We start from the raw sequence: 14856 nt of genomic DNA, 5'->3' as shown, positions 1-14856 counted from the left end.
ACAACATAGACTCGTCTTTGAGGATCAGGTGATTCATGGAGTTGCAAGGTATCAAGGTTCTGATCGTCGAAGACGATCCGGTGTTTCGTCAGCTTATTAGCGACTACTGTCGCCAGCAGGGAATGGAAGTCAGGGAAGCAGAGGACGGCCAAGATGGCCTGGAGCAGTTTCACCTGGAGCGTCCCGATCTCGCGTTGGTTGATCTGTGTATGCCTCGGATGGGGGGACTCGAGTTATTAACCGAGCTGTCCGCCCTGGCCCCCCAGGTACCGAGCATAGTGATCACGGCCAACAAAGCGATGTCCGATGTGGTGGAGGCACTGCGTAATGGTGCCTGGGATTACCTGATGAAGCCCATTACCGATCTGACCGTGCTGAACCATGCCATGGTGGACTGTTTGCGGGAATCCGGGGGGCTCGAGCCGCCACAGACCACCTACAGCACCGGCACCGAGTGGGAAAACCCAACCCAATCTCTGGCCATCTCCGATAACCTTGATGCTCTTCGTAATGACACCCATACGGCTCAACTCGTGCAAGCGCAACTGTTTCCCAGTGCTCAGCAGGAGCGGGAAAACTGCAAGTTTGCCTACAACGTCTACAAGAGCAAACCGGTTAGCGACGTGGTGTGTGATGGCTTCGAGTGCGGTAAGCACCATTATTGTGCCTACCTGGCCAAAGTTTCACCCAGTGGCAATGTCGGTGCCTTTATCAGCGTCCTGATCCGCAGTTTCTTCAATCAAAAGCTTAAACGCTTCCGTCAGGGCGGTAGCAGTGCGGTACTCGAACCCTTTGCCATGCTTACCTATCTCAATGAGCAATTGGTGAAGTCGGGGTTGAACTGTACCCTGGATATCACCTACATGGTGTTTGACCTGAAGACCCGTCGGGTCGCCATCGGCCGGGCAGGTCGCAGCGTCAAAGTGTATTTGCGTAGCGACAAAACCCTGTCTCCGGTGATGATCCCGGACACGCCGCCGATTGGGTTGTCAGGAGAGAGTCGGCCTCACAGTCATTTTCGCAACCTTCAACCGGGGCAGGCATTGGTGTTACTGGAAGGGGACGGTCAGGTTCGCCGGGACCTGCTTAATGACCACTTCACCGGTGTCACCGACGGGCAGAACTCCGGCGGATGTGTGCAATTGCAAGCCTCAGCCTGAGGCTTTCAGCCCCACCAACCCAAACCGACGAAAATGTTGAGCCTCGCTTCGCTCGACATCAACCTACGCGGGGAACCGGGACAGAATCGTAGGTTGAGTTGAGCCCCAGCGAAGCTCAACACCCATCCCCCCAAACCGCCGTAAAGCGTTGAGCCTTGCTCCGCTCGACGTCAACCTACGCGGGTATCGGAAATCTGCACAAAATCGTAGGTTGAGTTGAGCCCCAGCGAAGCTCAACACCCATCCCCCCAAACCGTCGTAAAGCGTTGAGCCTCGCTTCGCTCGACGTCAACCTACGCGGGGAACCGGGACAGAATCGTAGGTTGAGTTGAGCCCTAGCGAAGCTCAACACCAGAATCAAATCCGACGAAAATGTTGAGCCTCGCTGCGCTCGACATCAACCTACGCGGGTATCGGAAATCTGCACAAAATCGTAGGTTGAGTTGAGCCCCAGCGAAGCTCAACACCAGAATCAAATCCGACGAAAATGTTGAGCCTCGCTCCGCTCGACGTCAACCTACGTGGGTACCCAAAATCCGGGGAAACTGGCACTCGTTGAGCCTCGCTTCGCTCGACGTCAACCTACGCGGGGAACCGGGACAAAATCGTAGGTTGAGTTGAGCCCTAGCGAAGCTCAACACCAGAATCAAATCCGACGAAAATGTTGAGCCTCGCTCCGCTCGACATCAACCTACGCGGGTATCGGAAATCTGCACAAAATCGTAGGTTGAGTTGAGCCCCAGCGAAGCTCAACACCAGAATCAAATCCGACGAAAATGTTGAGCCTCGCTCCGCTCGACGTCAACCTACGTGGGTACCCAAAATCCGGGGAAACTGGCACTCGTTGAGCCTCGCTTCGCTCGACGTCAACCTACGCGGGGAACCGGGACAAAATCGTAGGTTGAGTTGAGCCCCAGCGAAGCTCAACACCAGAATCAAATCCGACGAAAATGTTGAGCCTCGCTCCGCTCGACATCAACCTACTCGGGTATAGGAAATCTGCACAGAATCGTAGGTTGAGTTGAGCCCCAGCGAAGCTCAACACCCATCCCCAAAACCGCCGTAAAGCGTTGAGCCTCGCTTCGCTCGACGTCAACCTACGTGGGTACCCAAAATCCGGGGAAACTGGCACTCGTTGAGCCTCGCTTCGCTCGACGTCAACCTACGCGGGTACCCAAAATCCGGGGAAACCGGGAAACGGGCACTCGTTGAGCTTCGCTACGCAGAGCACCAAGCTACCCAGCGTGTTTACCTCAATTCTTGGGCATCGCCTCATGTTCTGCGGTAACCGCGACTTCATCTTCGAGGGCCTGCAGTTCATCCCCATGATGGGCGTCCTCGGCACCGTGCATCCAGTCCACCAATTTATCGGCCATGAAGAACAGGATGATGCCGGATAGGGTGGCGGTAATGGTTATCCCGGCAAAGATCCCCAGGGCATTGGCCAGTTGCTCCTCTTTTTCACCGCCATGACCGATCAGCGAGCCCACCCAACCGCCAATCTTGTTGGCTGCCGCAATAAACAGGAACCAGGCACCCATCATCAGGGAGGCGATCCGTAGAGGAGCCAGCTTGGTCACCATGGAGAGACCTATGGGGGAAAGGCACAACTCCCCCAGGGTATGGAACAGGTAGGCACCCACCAGCCACCACATGGAAGACTTATTGGTCGGATCGCCATCCATCTGCATGACAGCACCGATCATAAAGAGGAAGCCTACGGCCAGCAGCACCAGTGCCAAACTGAATTTTATGGGGGAGTTGGGTTCTCTTGAGCCCAGCCGGATCCAGACAGATGCGATCACGGGCGCGAAGATCACGATAAAAATGGGATTCAGTGACTGGAACACGGAAGCCGGGACTTCCCATTTGCCAATGGTGCGATCGGAGAACTCATGGGTAAATAGATTCATCAGGCCGCCGGCCTGCTCAAACCCCGCCCAGAAAATGATGGTAAACAGGCCCAGCATCAAGATCACCTTGATACGGTCACGCTCCACAGCCGTGAGGGGCTCTTTACGCGCATTGCCCTGCAGCTCTTTTTCGCGCGTCGCCGCGGGAACGGTTCCGATGTCACCCAGTAAGCGATTGCCCCAGACCGCCTGGATCACTAAAGCGAGCAGCATGCCAATTCCTGCGAGGACAAAACCAGCCTGCCAGTTATTGATGAAGACCTCTTCGCCCCCGATGACTTCAGTATGGCCAAACCGGGTATAGGCCCAGGCCACCAGAAGGCCAGAGAGGGCGGCACCGATATTGATGCCCATATAGAAGATGGTAAAGGCCCCGTCCCGGCGATGGTCGCCTTCGGGGTAGAGATCGCCCACCATGGTTGAGATGTTGGGCTTGAACAGGCCATTTCCCAGGATCAAAGCCCCCAGGCCGATGTAGAAGACTTGAGTCTCCAATCCCGGGAACCAGACATGGGGGGCGCCAAGGGTGAACTGACCTAATGCCATCAAGGCACCGCCAATCATGATCGCTCGCCTTTGGCCCAGGATATTGTCAGCCAGATAGCCGCCGATCAACGGGGTGAGATAGACCAGGCCGGTGAAGGTGCCGTACAGGGACAGCGCATCGGCCTTGGTCCAGCCCAGGCCCGCGCCGCCTTCGGCACTGACCCGGTCGACCAGATACAACACCAGGATGGCCCGCATGGCGTAGTAGCTGAATCGCTCCCAAAGCTCGGTAGTAAATAGAAGGAAAAGGCCTTTGGGGTGGCCGAGAAACTCACCACGATTGAAATTCTGTGAACTCATCTGTGCAGATACCTGACTTGGTCGTTCTGATCTTGTTTTAGTGCGATCCGGAATTGAATTCCAGAACACTCTTGGTCGCCTTGGTTGCGAGCTAGTTATACCCGGATGCGAGAGCTTGCCCACCTTAGTCGCAATGTTGCATAAATGAAAGCTTTTGTAACATGCGGGCGGTAGACTGCCGTAGGATTAGGCTCTGGACTAAGTCATTGTAAGAAAAGGATTACCCCTTGGTTCGGTACATCGTCAGTTGGGATGATAAGACAATTTATCGGTCTGAAACGGGTCAAATTCAGCCCCTTGAGTTGCTTGCTGGGCTTGCGCTGGTATCATGCTTGAGGCTTTACGTTGACCGTCTTGCCAGGTTGAAAATTAGACATTAGGGGATAGCATGCAGGCGTGGTACTTGCTGTACTGTAAGGGGCGTAAAGAGGCCCTGGCGCGTGCGCATCTGGAAAATCGTAGTATTGGATGTTTCCTACCCGAGATGCGTGTAAAGCGCATTAAGCGTGGCAAGTCTGTCGTTGAATCCCAGGTCTTGTTTCCAAACTATCTCTTTGTGCGTTTTGACCCTTATATCACCCCGGTTCGCGCCATCTTGAACACCCCCGGCGTCTCCTCCCTCGTCCGCACCGAGGGGCAGATACAGCCAGTGGGGACGGATCTTGTCGTGGCACTGCGTCAACAGCAGCAGCGGCAGGAGTTGCAGGTGGACGAGCTGCCAAAGGCGGGTGATAGGGTCACCATCACGGATGGACCCTTTAGTAGCCTTGAAGCCGTTTATGCCGAACCAGATGGTGAGCGCCGTGGTCTCCTGCTGCTCGAGATGATGGGACAAACTCAGCGACTTAGTTTAGATAACCTGTCTTTCTCAAAGTCTTAGTCGCCCTGTTTTCTGATTGCGGTAGGAATTGAGTTCCTGCCGTTGTTTTTCTGCTGTTCGCGCGGTTCAGTCCACCGCCTGCTGTTTGGGAGCCTAACCCAAGGGCGGGAGCGTGACCCGAATGTGCGTACTAAAAAATTAAAACCCATAATAAACATTAGCTTGTGTGTCAGTTCGTGCTTACTAACTGATGTGGGCACGGTTATGCAATGGATGTCTCTCTTATTATGAAACAACGACTTTTTCGCTGGTTAAGCCCACTGGTAGCGGCACTGCCCTTGCTGGCGGCACCGGCCTCCCAAGCGCTCAACATCTCCCCCCAGATGATAGAGCAGTTCAAACGTCTACCTGCCAGCGAGCAGCAGCGCTTGGCGCGTCAGTATGGGGTCGATCCGGCCATGTTGGGTACGGTCAACCAAACGGGACCAACCTTCCAGGAAGAAAGTCAGCCATTGCTCATGCCTCGGGACAATGGGATGACGGGCGGCTATGCCGACATGTTCGGCATGTTTGGCGCGCTGGAGGAGCCAGTTGATGACGGCCAACTTAAGCCCTTTGGTTACGAGTTGTTCTCCGGAGTGCCATCGACCTATGCGCCGGTGAGCGACGTCCCCATCCCGGCGAACTACATCCTGGGCCCAGGCGACGAACTGCGGATCCAGCTCTTTGGTAAGGATCCTGCGACCCACACCCTGAAGATCAACCGTAACGGCAGCATCTCCTTCCCTGAGCTGGGCCCCATCCAGGTGGCCGGGATGAAGTTCTCCGAGGCGCGCGCATTGCTCGAGGCGGCGGTGAGCGATCAGATGATTGGTGTACAAGCCAACATTACGATTGGCGAGCTGCGCTCCATTCGCATCTTCGTTGCCGGTGAGGCGTACCGTCCTGGCTCCTACACGGTCAGCGCTCTGTCCACCGTGACCCATGCCCTGACCATGGCCGGCGGCCTGAGTGAGATTGGCTCCCTGCGAGATATCCGGGTGAAACGTGACGGCAAAATGGTTGGTCACTTCGATGCCTATGACTTGCTGATGCGGGGAGATGCCTCCGGTGATATCCGTCTGCAGTCCGGTGATGTGGTCTTTGTCCCCACTTTGAACGCCACGGTCGCGGTGGATGGTGACGTACGCCGTCCAGCCATCTACGAGTTGGCGGGGGGCGAAACCATGGCTCAGGTGCTGAGCATGGCCGGCGGTGCTTTGGCGGGCGCCTACCCATCGGCCTCCATCATCGAGCGATTCAACGAGCGTCATCAGCGCAGCGTCGTCAATGTGGATCTGACCACCCAGGCAGGCAAGGCCATGAAGGCTCGGGATGGTGACCGTCTGCAGGTGCGTGCCACCAGCAATGAGATGGATGGGGCCATCACCCTGGTTGGTTCGGTGGCTCGTCCTGGTTACTACCAGTGGCAGGATGGCATGCGGGTGTCCAACATCCTGCGCTCCCTCTCGGCGGATCTGACCTGGAACACCGATATCGGTTATGCCCTTCTGGTGCGGGAAACCAACCTGCGTGGTGACATCGAGGTCCACGGTTTCAATCTTGAGACGGCCCTGCGCCACCCTCGTTCTGCGGATGATCTGCCGCTGATGCCCCGAGACAAGCTCATCGTGTTTAACGAACGGGACGAAGCGCTGGATCGCCGAGAGCTGGGCAAACTGTTTTCCGAGTTGAAGGAGGAGCAGGAGCTGCAGAGCGAGTCAAAGACCAACACCGATGAAGCCAAGGCCGGACTGGCAGGCATGGAGTACGACACCAAGCTGGCGAACCAGGCCCAGATCGCGGGTGTCGCCGTCCAGGATAAGAAGCGCAGTGACAATAACGATCTGGAAGCCAACAACGATCTCAAGTTCCGCTTGCTGGTCGCACTGTTCCAGCACGATGACTTGGTGAACATCTCCCCTCAGCTGACCCGACGTGAATTGCTGTTCCCAATCTTGGCCAAGCTGAACAATCAGGCGCGGTTTAACCACAGGGTTCAAGTCGTGGCCGTGGACGGTGAAGTGGCCAACCCCGGCCTCTACCCCCTGGTCGACAATGCCCATGTGTCTGATCTGATCAACCTGGCCGGTGGCCTGAAAGAGAGCGCCTACCTGATACAGGCCGAACTCTCCCGAACCGATGTGAACGACATCAGTGGCACGCGCGTTCATCATCTGCCGGTGAAGCTCTCTCAAGTGGTCGAGGGCGATAGCCAGGCAGATATTCGCCTCAACAGCCGCGACCGCCTCAATGTCTTTGCCAAGCCGGACTGGCAGGACGCGCCCACCGTGGAGATCCGCGGCGAAGTGCGTTTCCCCGGGGTCTACACCATTCAGCGAGGGGAAACCCTCGGGGATGTGGTTAAGCGTGCCGGGGGCTACACCGAGTACGCCTACCCCTATGGTGGCGTGTTTACCCGGGAGTCTGTTCGCAGGCAGGAGCAACTGGAGATCCAGCGGGTGGTCAACACCCTGCGCAAGGAGCTGGCAAACCGTACCCTGTCCGAACAGGGCGCTTATGCTTCGGTGGCCGATACCAATGCCATGCTGGCCCAGTTGGAGCAACTGGAAGCCACCGGTCGCATGGTCTTGGATTTCGAAGCAGTATTGGCTGGCGATCCGCAGCACAACCTGACCGCAGAGCGTGGCGATCTGCTCTATATCCCGCCGATGCGTCAGACCATCTCCGTAATGGGCGAGGTACAGCACCCGACCTCCCATCGCTATGACAACAAACTGTCGGTCAAGGACTACCTGAAACTCTCTGGTGGCAGCACCCGGCGTGCCGACACGGGTCGACTCTATGTCGTCCGTGCTGATGGCTCTGTGATGATCCCCCGCTCTAGCTTCTGGTTTGGCGGTGAGCAGACCCTGCGCCCCGGTGATACCATCATCATGCCGCTGGACACCAACTACAAAGACAACCTGACCCTGTGGAGCCAGGTCACCGGCATTATCTACAACACAGCCGTCGCCATCTCCGCGTTGAATATCATCTAAGGAGAGGGTGAACGGGACTAGGAAAGAGCCTAGGTTCTGGGAAAGAGCCTAGGTTCTGGGAAAGAACCTAGGTTCTAGAACCTAGAACCTAGAACCTAGAACCTAAATAAAATATGAATACAAATACTCCCACAACAACGCTTGAACGCGACGCGAATTTCGACTCACGTGCGCACTACGCTGCCGCCGACGATGAAATCGATCTGCGCGAACTCTTCTCCGCCATCTGGGCAGGAAAATGGATCATTACGGCCATTACCGCTGTGTTTGCCATTGCGTCCGTTATCTACGCAATATCCCTCCCTAACATCTACAAGTCCGAAGCTCTGTTGGCACCAGCACATACCGAGCAAAGCGGCGGCCTCGGTGCCCTGGCCGGTCAATTTGGAGGCCTGGCATCGCTGGCAGGGATTAACCTTGGCGGCGGAGGCGGCATCGATAAGACCACCATGGCCATCGAAGTGATGAAGTCCCGGGAATTTATTGGCCAGTTTATTGAGAAGCATGACCTTCTGGTGCCTTTGATGGCGACCGAAGGGTGGGATGCTGGTTCAGGCAAATTGACGTTGAACAGCGAGCTTTATGATGTGGTAAGCGACACTTGGGTGCGAGAGGCAAATCCGCCAAGAAAGGCCCAGCCGAGCCTGCAGGAGGCCCACGAAGAGTTCAACAAACTCTTCTCGATTTCAACAGACAGCCAGACAGGTTTGGTTAAGCTCTCTATTGAGCACTACTCCCCTTACGTCGCCAAGCAGTGGGTGGACTGGCTAGTTCTTGCGATCAACGAAGAGATGAAGCGAAGAGATCTGGAAGAAGCCACTCGGAGTATTGCGTATCTTGAGCGACAAATCGCCAATACCCGTGTTGCTGAGATGCAGACCGTGCTCTATCAATTGGTCGAGGAGCAAAGTAAAACCATGATGTTTACGGAAGTACGGGATGAGTATGCATTTAAGACTGTGGATTCGGCCATTATCCCTGAATTGAAAGCCAAACCAGCCAGAGCACTGATCTGCGTTTTGGGCACCATTCTCGGTGGCATGCTTGCTGTTATGATTGTTCTTATCCGCTACTTTGCACGGAAGTAGAGTAGGAGCCCCCAATGGACGTTGTCGCAACCAATCCATCCGCTATTCTGTTCCCTCTGCTGTTTGCTTTCTTTGTCAGTTATGGCCTGATTCGAGTGGGAAAACCACTGGCAATACGAGCCGGACTGGTCGATCTACCCGGTGGGCGCAAAGAGCATAAAGGGGAGATCCCCCTGATCGGCGGGATCGCGATTTTTCTCTCCGTACTTACCTCTTCACTGCTGTTCTTTCCGGCCAGTGACACCTTGCGGATGTACCTGCTGTCTGCGGTACTCATGTTGTTTATCGGTGTGCTTGACGACCGATACGACCTAAAGGTTTCTTATCGTCTGTTCGCACAGGCATTGGCAGCGTCTCTAATGATCTTCGGAGCAGGCGAATACCTGAAAGATTTAGGTAACCTGTTTGGCTTTGGCGTGATTCAACTGGGTTGGTTCGGCCCGGTGATCACTCTGATCGCCGTTATCGGGGCCATCAATGCCTTCAACATGGTGGACGGTATTGATGGCTTAGCTGGGATGCTCAGTATCATCAGTTTTGCTGCAATCGCCATTCTGATGGCGTGGGCGCACAACCCCTGGTTTATGCTGCCACTGCTCTTTATTGCAGCCATCGGCGCCTACCTGATGTTTAATCTGGGCTGGCCGGGAGGCAAGTTACGGAAGATCTTTATGGGCGATGCTGGCTCTATGGTGATTGGCTTGACCGTGGTTTGGCTGTTAGTTCTGGGAAGCCAGGGCGAAAGCCGCTCCTTTTCTCCCGTAGTTGCCCTGTGGGTCATCGCTATTCCGCTGATGGATATGGCGGCCATCATGTATCGGCGGAAGAAAAAGGGACAAAGCCCCTTTAAGCCTGACCGTGACCATTTGCATCATATTTTTATGCGCGCAGGCTTAACGCCGCGAGGTGCGCTGGCTTGGATCAGCTGTATCGCAGTTAGCATTGCTACATTGGGTGTTGTTGCTTACCGATTTGATCTGCCAGACGTTGTTTTGCTTTTTGGATTCCTGCTGCTGTTTGCCGGTTATACCTATGCAATTCAGCATATTTGGAAGGTCGTGAAATGGCTTCGTGCACATCACTAGTGATTTTACGGTTGAATGGCACACTCCTCCGCTTTGTAAGTCAGCGACTGATTGACTAAGCCTCTTTATCATAAAGGGGCTTTGTTTTTGGGCTTAGAAAGTCTCAATTACTGCATTTTTCACATTACCCAGTTTTTGCGTTCAGAGTCTGGGCGATTAAGATTTTCGCCAGTATTAGCCTGGTAGAAGGAATAACAATGACACTAAAAGTAGCCATCATTGGCGGTTCCGGTTTTATCGGCTCCCGCCTCTGTGATCGTCTAAGCCAGCGTGATGACGTCGAGTTCGCCATCTTTGATAAGCAGAAAAGTAAGAAGTATCCGGCGAAATGGCAGTGGTGTGATATCTGCGAGATTGATTCATTGCGTAAGGTGCTTCCTGGTTACGAAGTCGTGGTTAACCTGGCAGCTGAGCATAAGGACAATGTTCAACCGGTAAGCCGGTACTACGACGTAAACGTCGAGGGCCAGAAAAACATCTGTGCTGCGATGGACGAACTGAGGATCAAGCGCCATTTGTTTACCTCCAGCGTCGCCGTTTATGGTTTTGTGGAAAATGACACGGACGAGTCCGGCGCTTTTGCTCCATTCCATGAGTATGGCGACTCCAAACTGAAGGCCGAAGAGGTTCTCAATGCTTGGCACGCAGAAGGTAAGCAGCATTCCGTGATCCGCCCCACCGTGGTATTCGGTGAAGGTAACCGAGGCAACGTGTACAACTTGCTGCGTCAGATCGCCGGCGGCAAGTTCCTGATGATCGGCAGTGGTGAAAACAAGAAGTCCATGGCATACGTCGAGAATGTAGCTGCGTTCATCGAGCACTTGATCTCTAACGGATATGACCATCAAGTGTTTAACTATGTGGATAAGCCCGATCTAACCATGAACGAGCTATGCCACGTCGTATATAAAGCACTGGGAAAGAGTGGCAGTTCAATCCGAGCACCATACTGGCTGGGTTTGATAGGCGGCTATTGTTTTGATGCACTTTCAAAATTAACAGGAAAAGAGTTTCCGGTTAGCAGTATTCGTGTGAAGAAATTTTGCGCAACAACTCAATTTTCTTCCACATGCATTCAAGGCACGGGTTACAAGGCTCCAGTCTCTCTAGAACAAGCGATTTCCAATACGATGGAAAGCGAGTTCACTCAATGAAAGAACCACTCGTATCTATTATTATGCCGACATATAATTCCGAGCAAACGGTTCAGGATAGTATAAAGTCGGTATTAGACCAAACGTATAAAAACTGGGAGTTAATAATCACGGACGATTGCTCTCAGGATACTACTTGCTCGATTTTAGAAAAGTACTCACAGCAAGACTCTAGAGTGTCATATTACAAATTGTATGAAAATGGCGGGGCGGGTAAAGCTCGCAACAGCTCGATCGAAAAAGCCAAAGGCAGATTCATTGCTTTCTTGGATTCAGATGATATTTGGTTACCTGAAAAGCTGAGTGGACAAGTTAGCTTCATGCTTGAATATGATTATGCGCTAACATATACCGCCTATCAAAAATTTGATGCAAATGGCGATGGCGGAGTTGTAATGCCACCAGCTAGCACCACCTACAACAAGTTGATGTACAGCAATGTGATTGGCTGTTTAACAGCCATGTACGACCAGTCTAAAGTAGGGAAAAGAAAGATGCCGCTAATTCGCAAGCGGCAGGATATGGGGCTTTGGCTCGATATTCTTAAAGACTGCGACATGGCCTATTGCATCCCTAAAGTACTTGCTAAGTATCGCACCGATACAGGAATGACGAGCAATAAACTAAAAGTGCTTTCATACCAGTGGGAATTTTATAGAGAAGTTATAGGCTTGAATATTTTTAAGAGCACTTATACTTTCTTAGTTTATGCATACAAGGGCTTTGTTAAAAGCCGAGCCTGATACATTAAATATGAAAATACTAGTCACAGGCGGAGCAGGATTTATCGGCTCAGCTGTTATTCGATACATAATTGAAAATACTAATGACAGTGTGGTTAATCTAGATAAGCTAACCTACGCTGGAAACCTAGAGTCTCTAGAAAGCATCGCGGCTTCAGAGCGCTACTCCTTCGAAAAGGTAGATATTTGTAATCGCTCAGAGTTGGATCGCGTTTTTGATTTGCACCAACCCGATGCTGTGATGCACCTCGCTGCTGAGAGTCACGTTGACCGGTCTATAGACGGGCCGGCTGCGTTCATCGAAACAAATATCATGGGGACTTACACTCTGCTTGAGGCTACCAGAGAGTACTGGAGCCGCCTCGGTACGGAGTCAAAGAGTAAGTTTCGCTTCCATCATATCTCTACTGACGAAGTATTTGGTGATCTTGAGGGTACTGATAGTCTGTTTACCGAGACGACGGCTTACTCCCCATCCAGCCCCTATTCAGCATCTAAGGCGTCCAGTGATCACCTAGTAAGAGCTTGGCTCCGGACCTTTGGTCTACCGACAATAGTGACGAACTGTTCGAACAACTACGGGCCTTACCATTTCCCAGAAAAGCTCATTCCTCTGATGATTCTAAACGCAGTCTCTGGCAAACCCCTTCCGGTTTATGGTGATGGTATGCAGATCCGGGATTGGCTCTTTGTTGAGGACCACGCAAGTGCGCTGTACAAGGTAGTGACTGAAGGAGTTGTTGGGGAGACCTACAATATTGGTGGCCACAACGAAAAAGCGAACATAGAGGTCGTTAAAACCATCTGCGAATTGCTTGAGGAACTTGTGCCAGTTAAGCCACAGGGTGTAACCAAGTACGCGGATTTAATTACTCACGTTAAGGACCGCCCTGGACACGACGTAAGATATGCTATCGATGCAACCAAGATAGATAAGGATCTTGGCTGGAAGCCTAAAGAAACCTTTGAGAGTGGCATACGCAAGACTGTTGAATGGTACTTAGGTAATGAAACTTGGTGGACCCGAGTGTTAGATGGTTCCTACTCGAATGAGCGCTTGGGTCTTGGGAAGTAAAGAGTAATATGAAGGGTATCATTCTTGCCGGTGGCTCCGGTACACGCCTCTACCCCATTACAATGGGAGTATCAAAGCAATTACTGCCAGTCTATGACAAACCGATGATCTATTATCCACTGTCGGTTCTTATGCTGGCTGGTATCAAAGAAATCCTGATCATCACGACACCAGAAGACAAAGCGTCATTCCAACGTGTGCTTGGCGACGGTAGCCAATTTGGTATTTCACTGGAATACGCAGTTCAACTATCACCAGATGGACTTGCCCAGGCATTTATCATTGGTGAAGAATTTATTGGTAGCGACAACGTTTGCCTGATCCTGGGCGATAACCTATTTTGGGGCCAAGGTTTCTCACCTAAGCTCATCGAGGCTGCCGGGCGGAAGTCTGGGGCCACGGTCTTTGGCTATCAAGTTAAAGATCCAGAAAGGTTTGGTGTCGTTGAATTTGACGATAACCTGAAGGTTCTTTCTATTGAAGAAAAACCAGAAGTGCCCAAGTCTAACTTTGCCGTTACCGGCCTGTATTTTTACGACTCTCGGGTTGTAGATTTTGCTAAGAAGGTCAAGCCATCTAAACGTGGTGAGCTAGAGATCACAACACTGAACCAAATGTACCTTGAGGATGGTTCTTTAAAAGTGGAACTCTTGGGTCGAGGATTCGCATGGCTAGACACTGGGACGCATCAAAGCCTTCTGGAGTCTTCGATGTTCGTTGAAACGATTGAAACTAGACAAGGCTATAAGATCGCTTGCTTAGAGGAAATTGCTTACAAGAATGGGTGGCTTGATAAAGACACGATTGTCAAACGAGCACAATTGATGGCAAAAAACTCCTATGGTAAGTATCTTGAAGAAATCATCAGATAATGGCGACCTTATCTTACATGTCTGCTACTTGGACAAGTTTATTGAGCCCTTTTATAAATTTATTGGTCAAGAGTTTGATAGCAATAAGCACAAATTTGTAACCTACTGCGAAAAAAATAGCCAATATTCAAACGGATTTTCTGATCTACACCTCAATCGCGGAATTGGTGATCTTTTCCGCGCAGTTCTATCAATGAATCAGTCGGAAAAAATCATCTTGCATGGCCTATTTAGCTATAAGCTTATAATATTGATGATAATGCAGCCATGGCTACTCAAGCGGACCTATTGGGTTATGTGGGGAAAAGATCTCTACGAAAATTCCTGCCCAGGACACACGCTAGCCTCTAGAGTTAAATTCTGGCTAAAAAAGACTTTGATTTGCCGTATTGGCAACTTTATAAGCCTTATTAAAGGAGACTTTGAGTTAGCTAAAGAACTCTATGGGGCTCGAGGTTCATACAAGGAGTGTATGGTCTATCTGTCGAACATAGTTGCATGCAGCGGTTCTTCATCAAAACCTACGGGAGCGAAGAGTGAAGGGCGTATTATCATGGTTGGAAATTCAGCTGATCCATCCAACCGTCATTTTGAGATCTTTGAAGCTCTAGAATGCAAGACTGAGGCATGTGATAGAATTATTGCACCACTCTCTTATGGTGATAAAGTTAATGCGAAAGCTGTTGAGCTAAAGGGTAAAGATATCCTTGGGGAACGTTTTTTCTCGATGCGAGAATTTATTCCGTACGAGGAATACCTTAGCTTTCTCAATAGCGTTGACGTCGCTATCTTTAACCACAATCGGCAGCAGTCTCTGGGTAACACTATCAATCTTCTTGCTCTTGGAAAGACCGTCTACATGGATAAAGACACTACATCCTTTAAATTCTTTTTGAGTAAGGGTATATGTGTATATCCGTTTTCAGATATTGAGAAGTCTGGGCTTAAGAAAGAATATAATGAAAGAAATATCAAGCTGGTTAGAGAGTACTTCTCCAAACAGAACCTTAAGCGTCAATTAACATTGATCTTTGATGAACCTGTAAAAGGATAGACTTA

General features: G+C 51.7%; 11 protein-coding genes. 10 read left to right on the top strand and 1 reads right to left on the bottom strand.

Translation table 11 applies throughout. The annotated features are described in order from the left end of the window. Nucleotides 1–35: 35 nt before the first annotated feature. On the top strand, nucleotides 36–1160 hold the full coding sequence (locus AC2D8U_RS03060) for a response regulator (RefSeq protein ID WP_484617568.1): 1125 nt from the start codon (nucleotides 36–38) through the stop codon (nucleotides 1158–1160). Nucleotides 1161–2413: 1253 nt separating this feature from the next. Here the strand turns inward: AC2D8U_RS03060 and AC2D8U_RS03055 are convergent. Then, nucleotides 2414–3919: a peptide MFS transporter gene (locus AC2D8U_RS03055; protein WP_484617567.1), complete on the bottom strand. Its 1506-nt coding sequence runs from the start codon at nucleotides 3917–3919 to the stop codon at nucleotides 2414–2416. Nucleotides 3920–4307: 388 nt separating this feature from the next. On the opposite strand from AC2D8U_RS03055, the gene rfaH reads away from it, so the two are divergent. The 9 genes from rfaH to AC2D8U_RS03010 all read left to right on the top strand — a co-directional run bounded on the left by rfaH (nucleotide 4308) and on the right by AC2D8U_RS03010 (nucleotide 14851). Then, nucleotides 4308–4799, top strand: a complete 492-nt coding sequence (rfaH, locus tag AC2D8U_RS03050; protein WP_484617566.1) for a transcription/translation regulatory transformer protein RfaH — start codon at nucleotides 4308–4310, stop codon at nucleotides 4797–4799. 227 nt (nucleotides 4800–5026) lie between these two features. Then, the gene (locus AC2D8U_RS03045) at nucleotides 5027–7780 is read left to right on the top strand and encodes an SLBB domain-containing protein (protein WP_484617565.1); all 2754 of its coding nucleotides are present in this window, start codon (nucleotides 5027–5029) and stop codon (nucleotides 7778–7780) included. Nucleotides 7781–7893: 113 nt separating this feature from the next. Then, nucleotides 7894–8868 carry a Wzz/FepE/Etk N-terminal domain-containing protein gene (locus AC2D8U_RS03040; protein ID WP_484617564.1) on the top strand — a complete coding sequence of 325 codons (975 nt, stop codon included), beginning with the start codon at nucleotides 7894–7896 and terminating at the stop codon, nucleotides 8866–8868. 14 nt (nucleotides 8869–8882) lie between these two features. Further along, nucleotides 8883–9953 (top strand): UDP-N-acetylglucosamine--undecaprenyl-phosphate N-acetylglucosaminephosphotransferase, encoded by a 1071-nt coding sequence (gene wecA / locus AC2D8U_RS03035; protein WP_484617563.1) that lies wholly within the window; start codon nucleotides 8883–8885, stop codon nucleotides 9951–9953. A gap of 197 nt (nucleotides 9954–10150) precedes the next feature. Next, the gene (locus AC2D8U_RS03030) at nucleotides 10151–11107 is read left to right on the top strand and encodes an NAD-dependent epimerase/dehydratase family protein (RefSeq protein WP_484617562.1); all 957 of its coding nucleotides are present in this window, start codon (nucleotides 10151–10153) and stop codon (nucleotides 11105–11107) included. Further along, a complete protein-coding gene (locus AC2D8U_RS03025; protein ID WP_484617561.1) occupies nucleotides 11104–11850 on the top strand; it encodes a glycosyltransferase family 2 protein in 747 nt (248 codons plus the stop codon). The genes AC2D8U_RS03030 and AC2D8U_RS03025 overlap by 4 nt, the downstream gene beginning before the upstream one ends. Nucleotides 11851–11860: 10 nt before the next feature. Then, nucleotides 11861–12925 (top strand): dTDP-glucose 4,6-dehydratase, encoded by a 1065-nt coding sequence (gene rfbB / locus AC2D8U_RS03020; RefSeq protein WP_484617560.1) that lies wholly within the window; start codon nucleotides 11861–11863, stop codon nucleotides 12923–12925. An 8-nt stretch (nucleotides 12926–12933) separates the two neighbouring features. Beyond that, the gene (gene rfbA / locus AC2D8U_RS03015; protein ID WP_484617559.1) at nucleotides 12934–13797 is read left to right on the top strand and encodes a glucose-1-phosphate thymidylyltransferase RfbA; all 864 of its coding nucleotides are present in this window, start codon (nucleotides 12934–12936) and stop codon (nucleotides 13795–13797) included. After that, the gene (locus AC2D8U_RS03010) at nucleotides 13778–14851 is read left to right on the top strand and encodes a TDP-N-acetylfucosamine:lipid II N-acetylfucosaminyltransferase family protein (RefSeq protein ID WP_484617558.1); all 1074 of its coding nucleotides are present in this window, start codon (nucleotides 13778–13780) and stop codon (nucleotides 14849–14851) included. The genes rfbA and AC2D8U_RS03010 overlap by 20 nt, the downstream gene beginning before the upstream one ends. Nucleotides 14852–14856 lie beyond the last annotated feature (5 nt).

The organism is Ferrimonas sp. YIN67 (assembly GCF_057219095.1).
Note: the sequence above shows the minus strand (reverse complement) of the source record. Positions and strands in the feature narration are given on the sequence as shown.

Bases quoted from the DNA above. Each gene is read 5' to 3' on its own strand.
- AC2D8U_RS03060 (WP_484617568.1), top strand. From the start codon at position 36: ATGGAGTTGCAAGGTATCAAGGTTCTGATCGTCGAAGACGATCCGGTG.
- AC2D8U_RS03040 (WP_484617564.1), top strand. From the start codon at position 7,894: ATGAATACAAATACTCCCACAACAACGCTTGAACGCGACGCGAATTTC.
- AC2D8U_RS03030 (WP_484617562.1), top strand. From the start codon at position 10,151: ATGACACTAAAAGTAGCCATCATTGGCGGTTCCGGTTTTATCGGCTCC.
- rfaH (WP_484617566.1), top strand. From the start codon at position 4,308: ATGCAGGCGTGGTACTTGCTGTACTGTAAGGGGCGTAAAGAGGCCCTG.
- rfbA (WP_484617559.1), top strand. From the start codon at position 12,934: ATGAAGGGTATCATTCTTGCCGGTGGCTCCGGTACACGCCTCTACCCC.
- AC2D8U_RS03055 (WP_484617567.1), bottom strand. From the start codon at position 3,919: ATGAGTTCACAGAATTTCAATCGTGGTGAGTTTCTCGGCCACCCCAAA.
- AC2D8U_RS03045 (WP_484617565.1), top strand. From the start codon at position 5,027: ATGAAACAACGACTTTTTCGCTGGTTAAGCCCACTGGTAGCGGCACTG.
- wecA (WP_484617563.1), top strand. From the start codon at position 8,883: ATGGACGTTGTCGCAACCAATCCATCCGCTATTCTGTTCCCTCTGCTG.
- AC2D8U_RS03025 (WP_484617561.1), top strand. From the start codon at position 11,104: ATGAAAGAACCACTCGTATCTATTATTATGCCGACATATAATTCCGAG.
- rfbB (WP_484617560.1), top strand. From the start codon at position 11,861: ATGAAAATACTAGTCACAGGCGGAGCAGGATTTATCGGCTCAGCTGTT.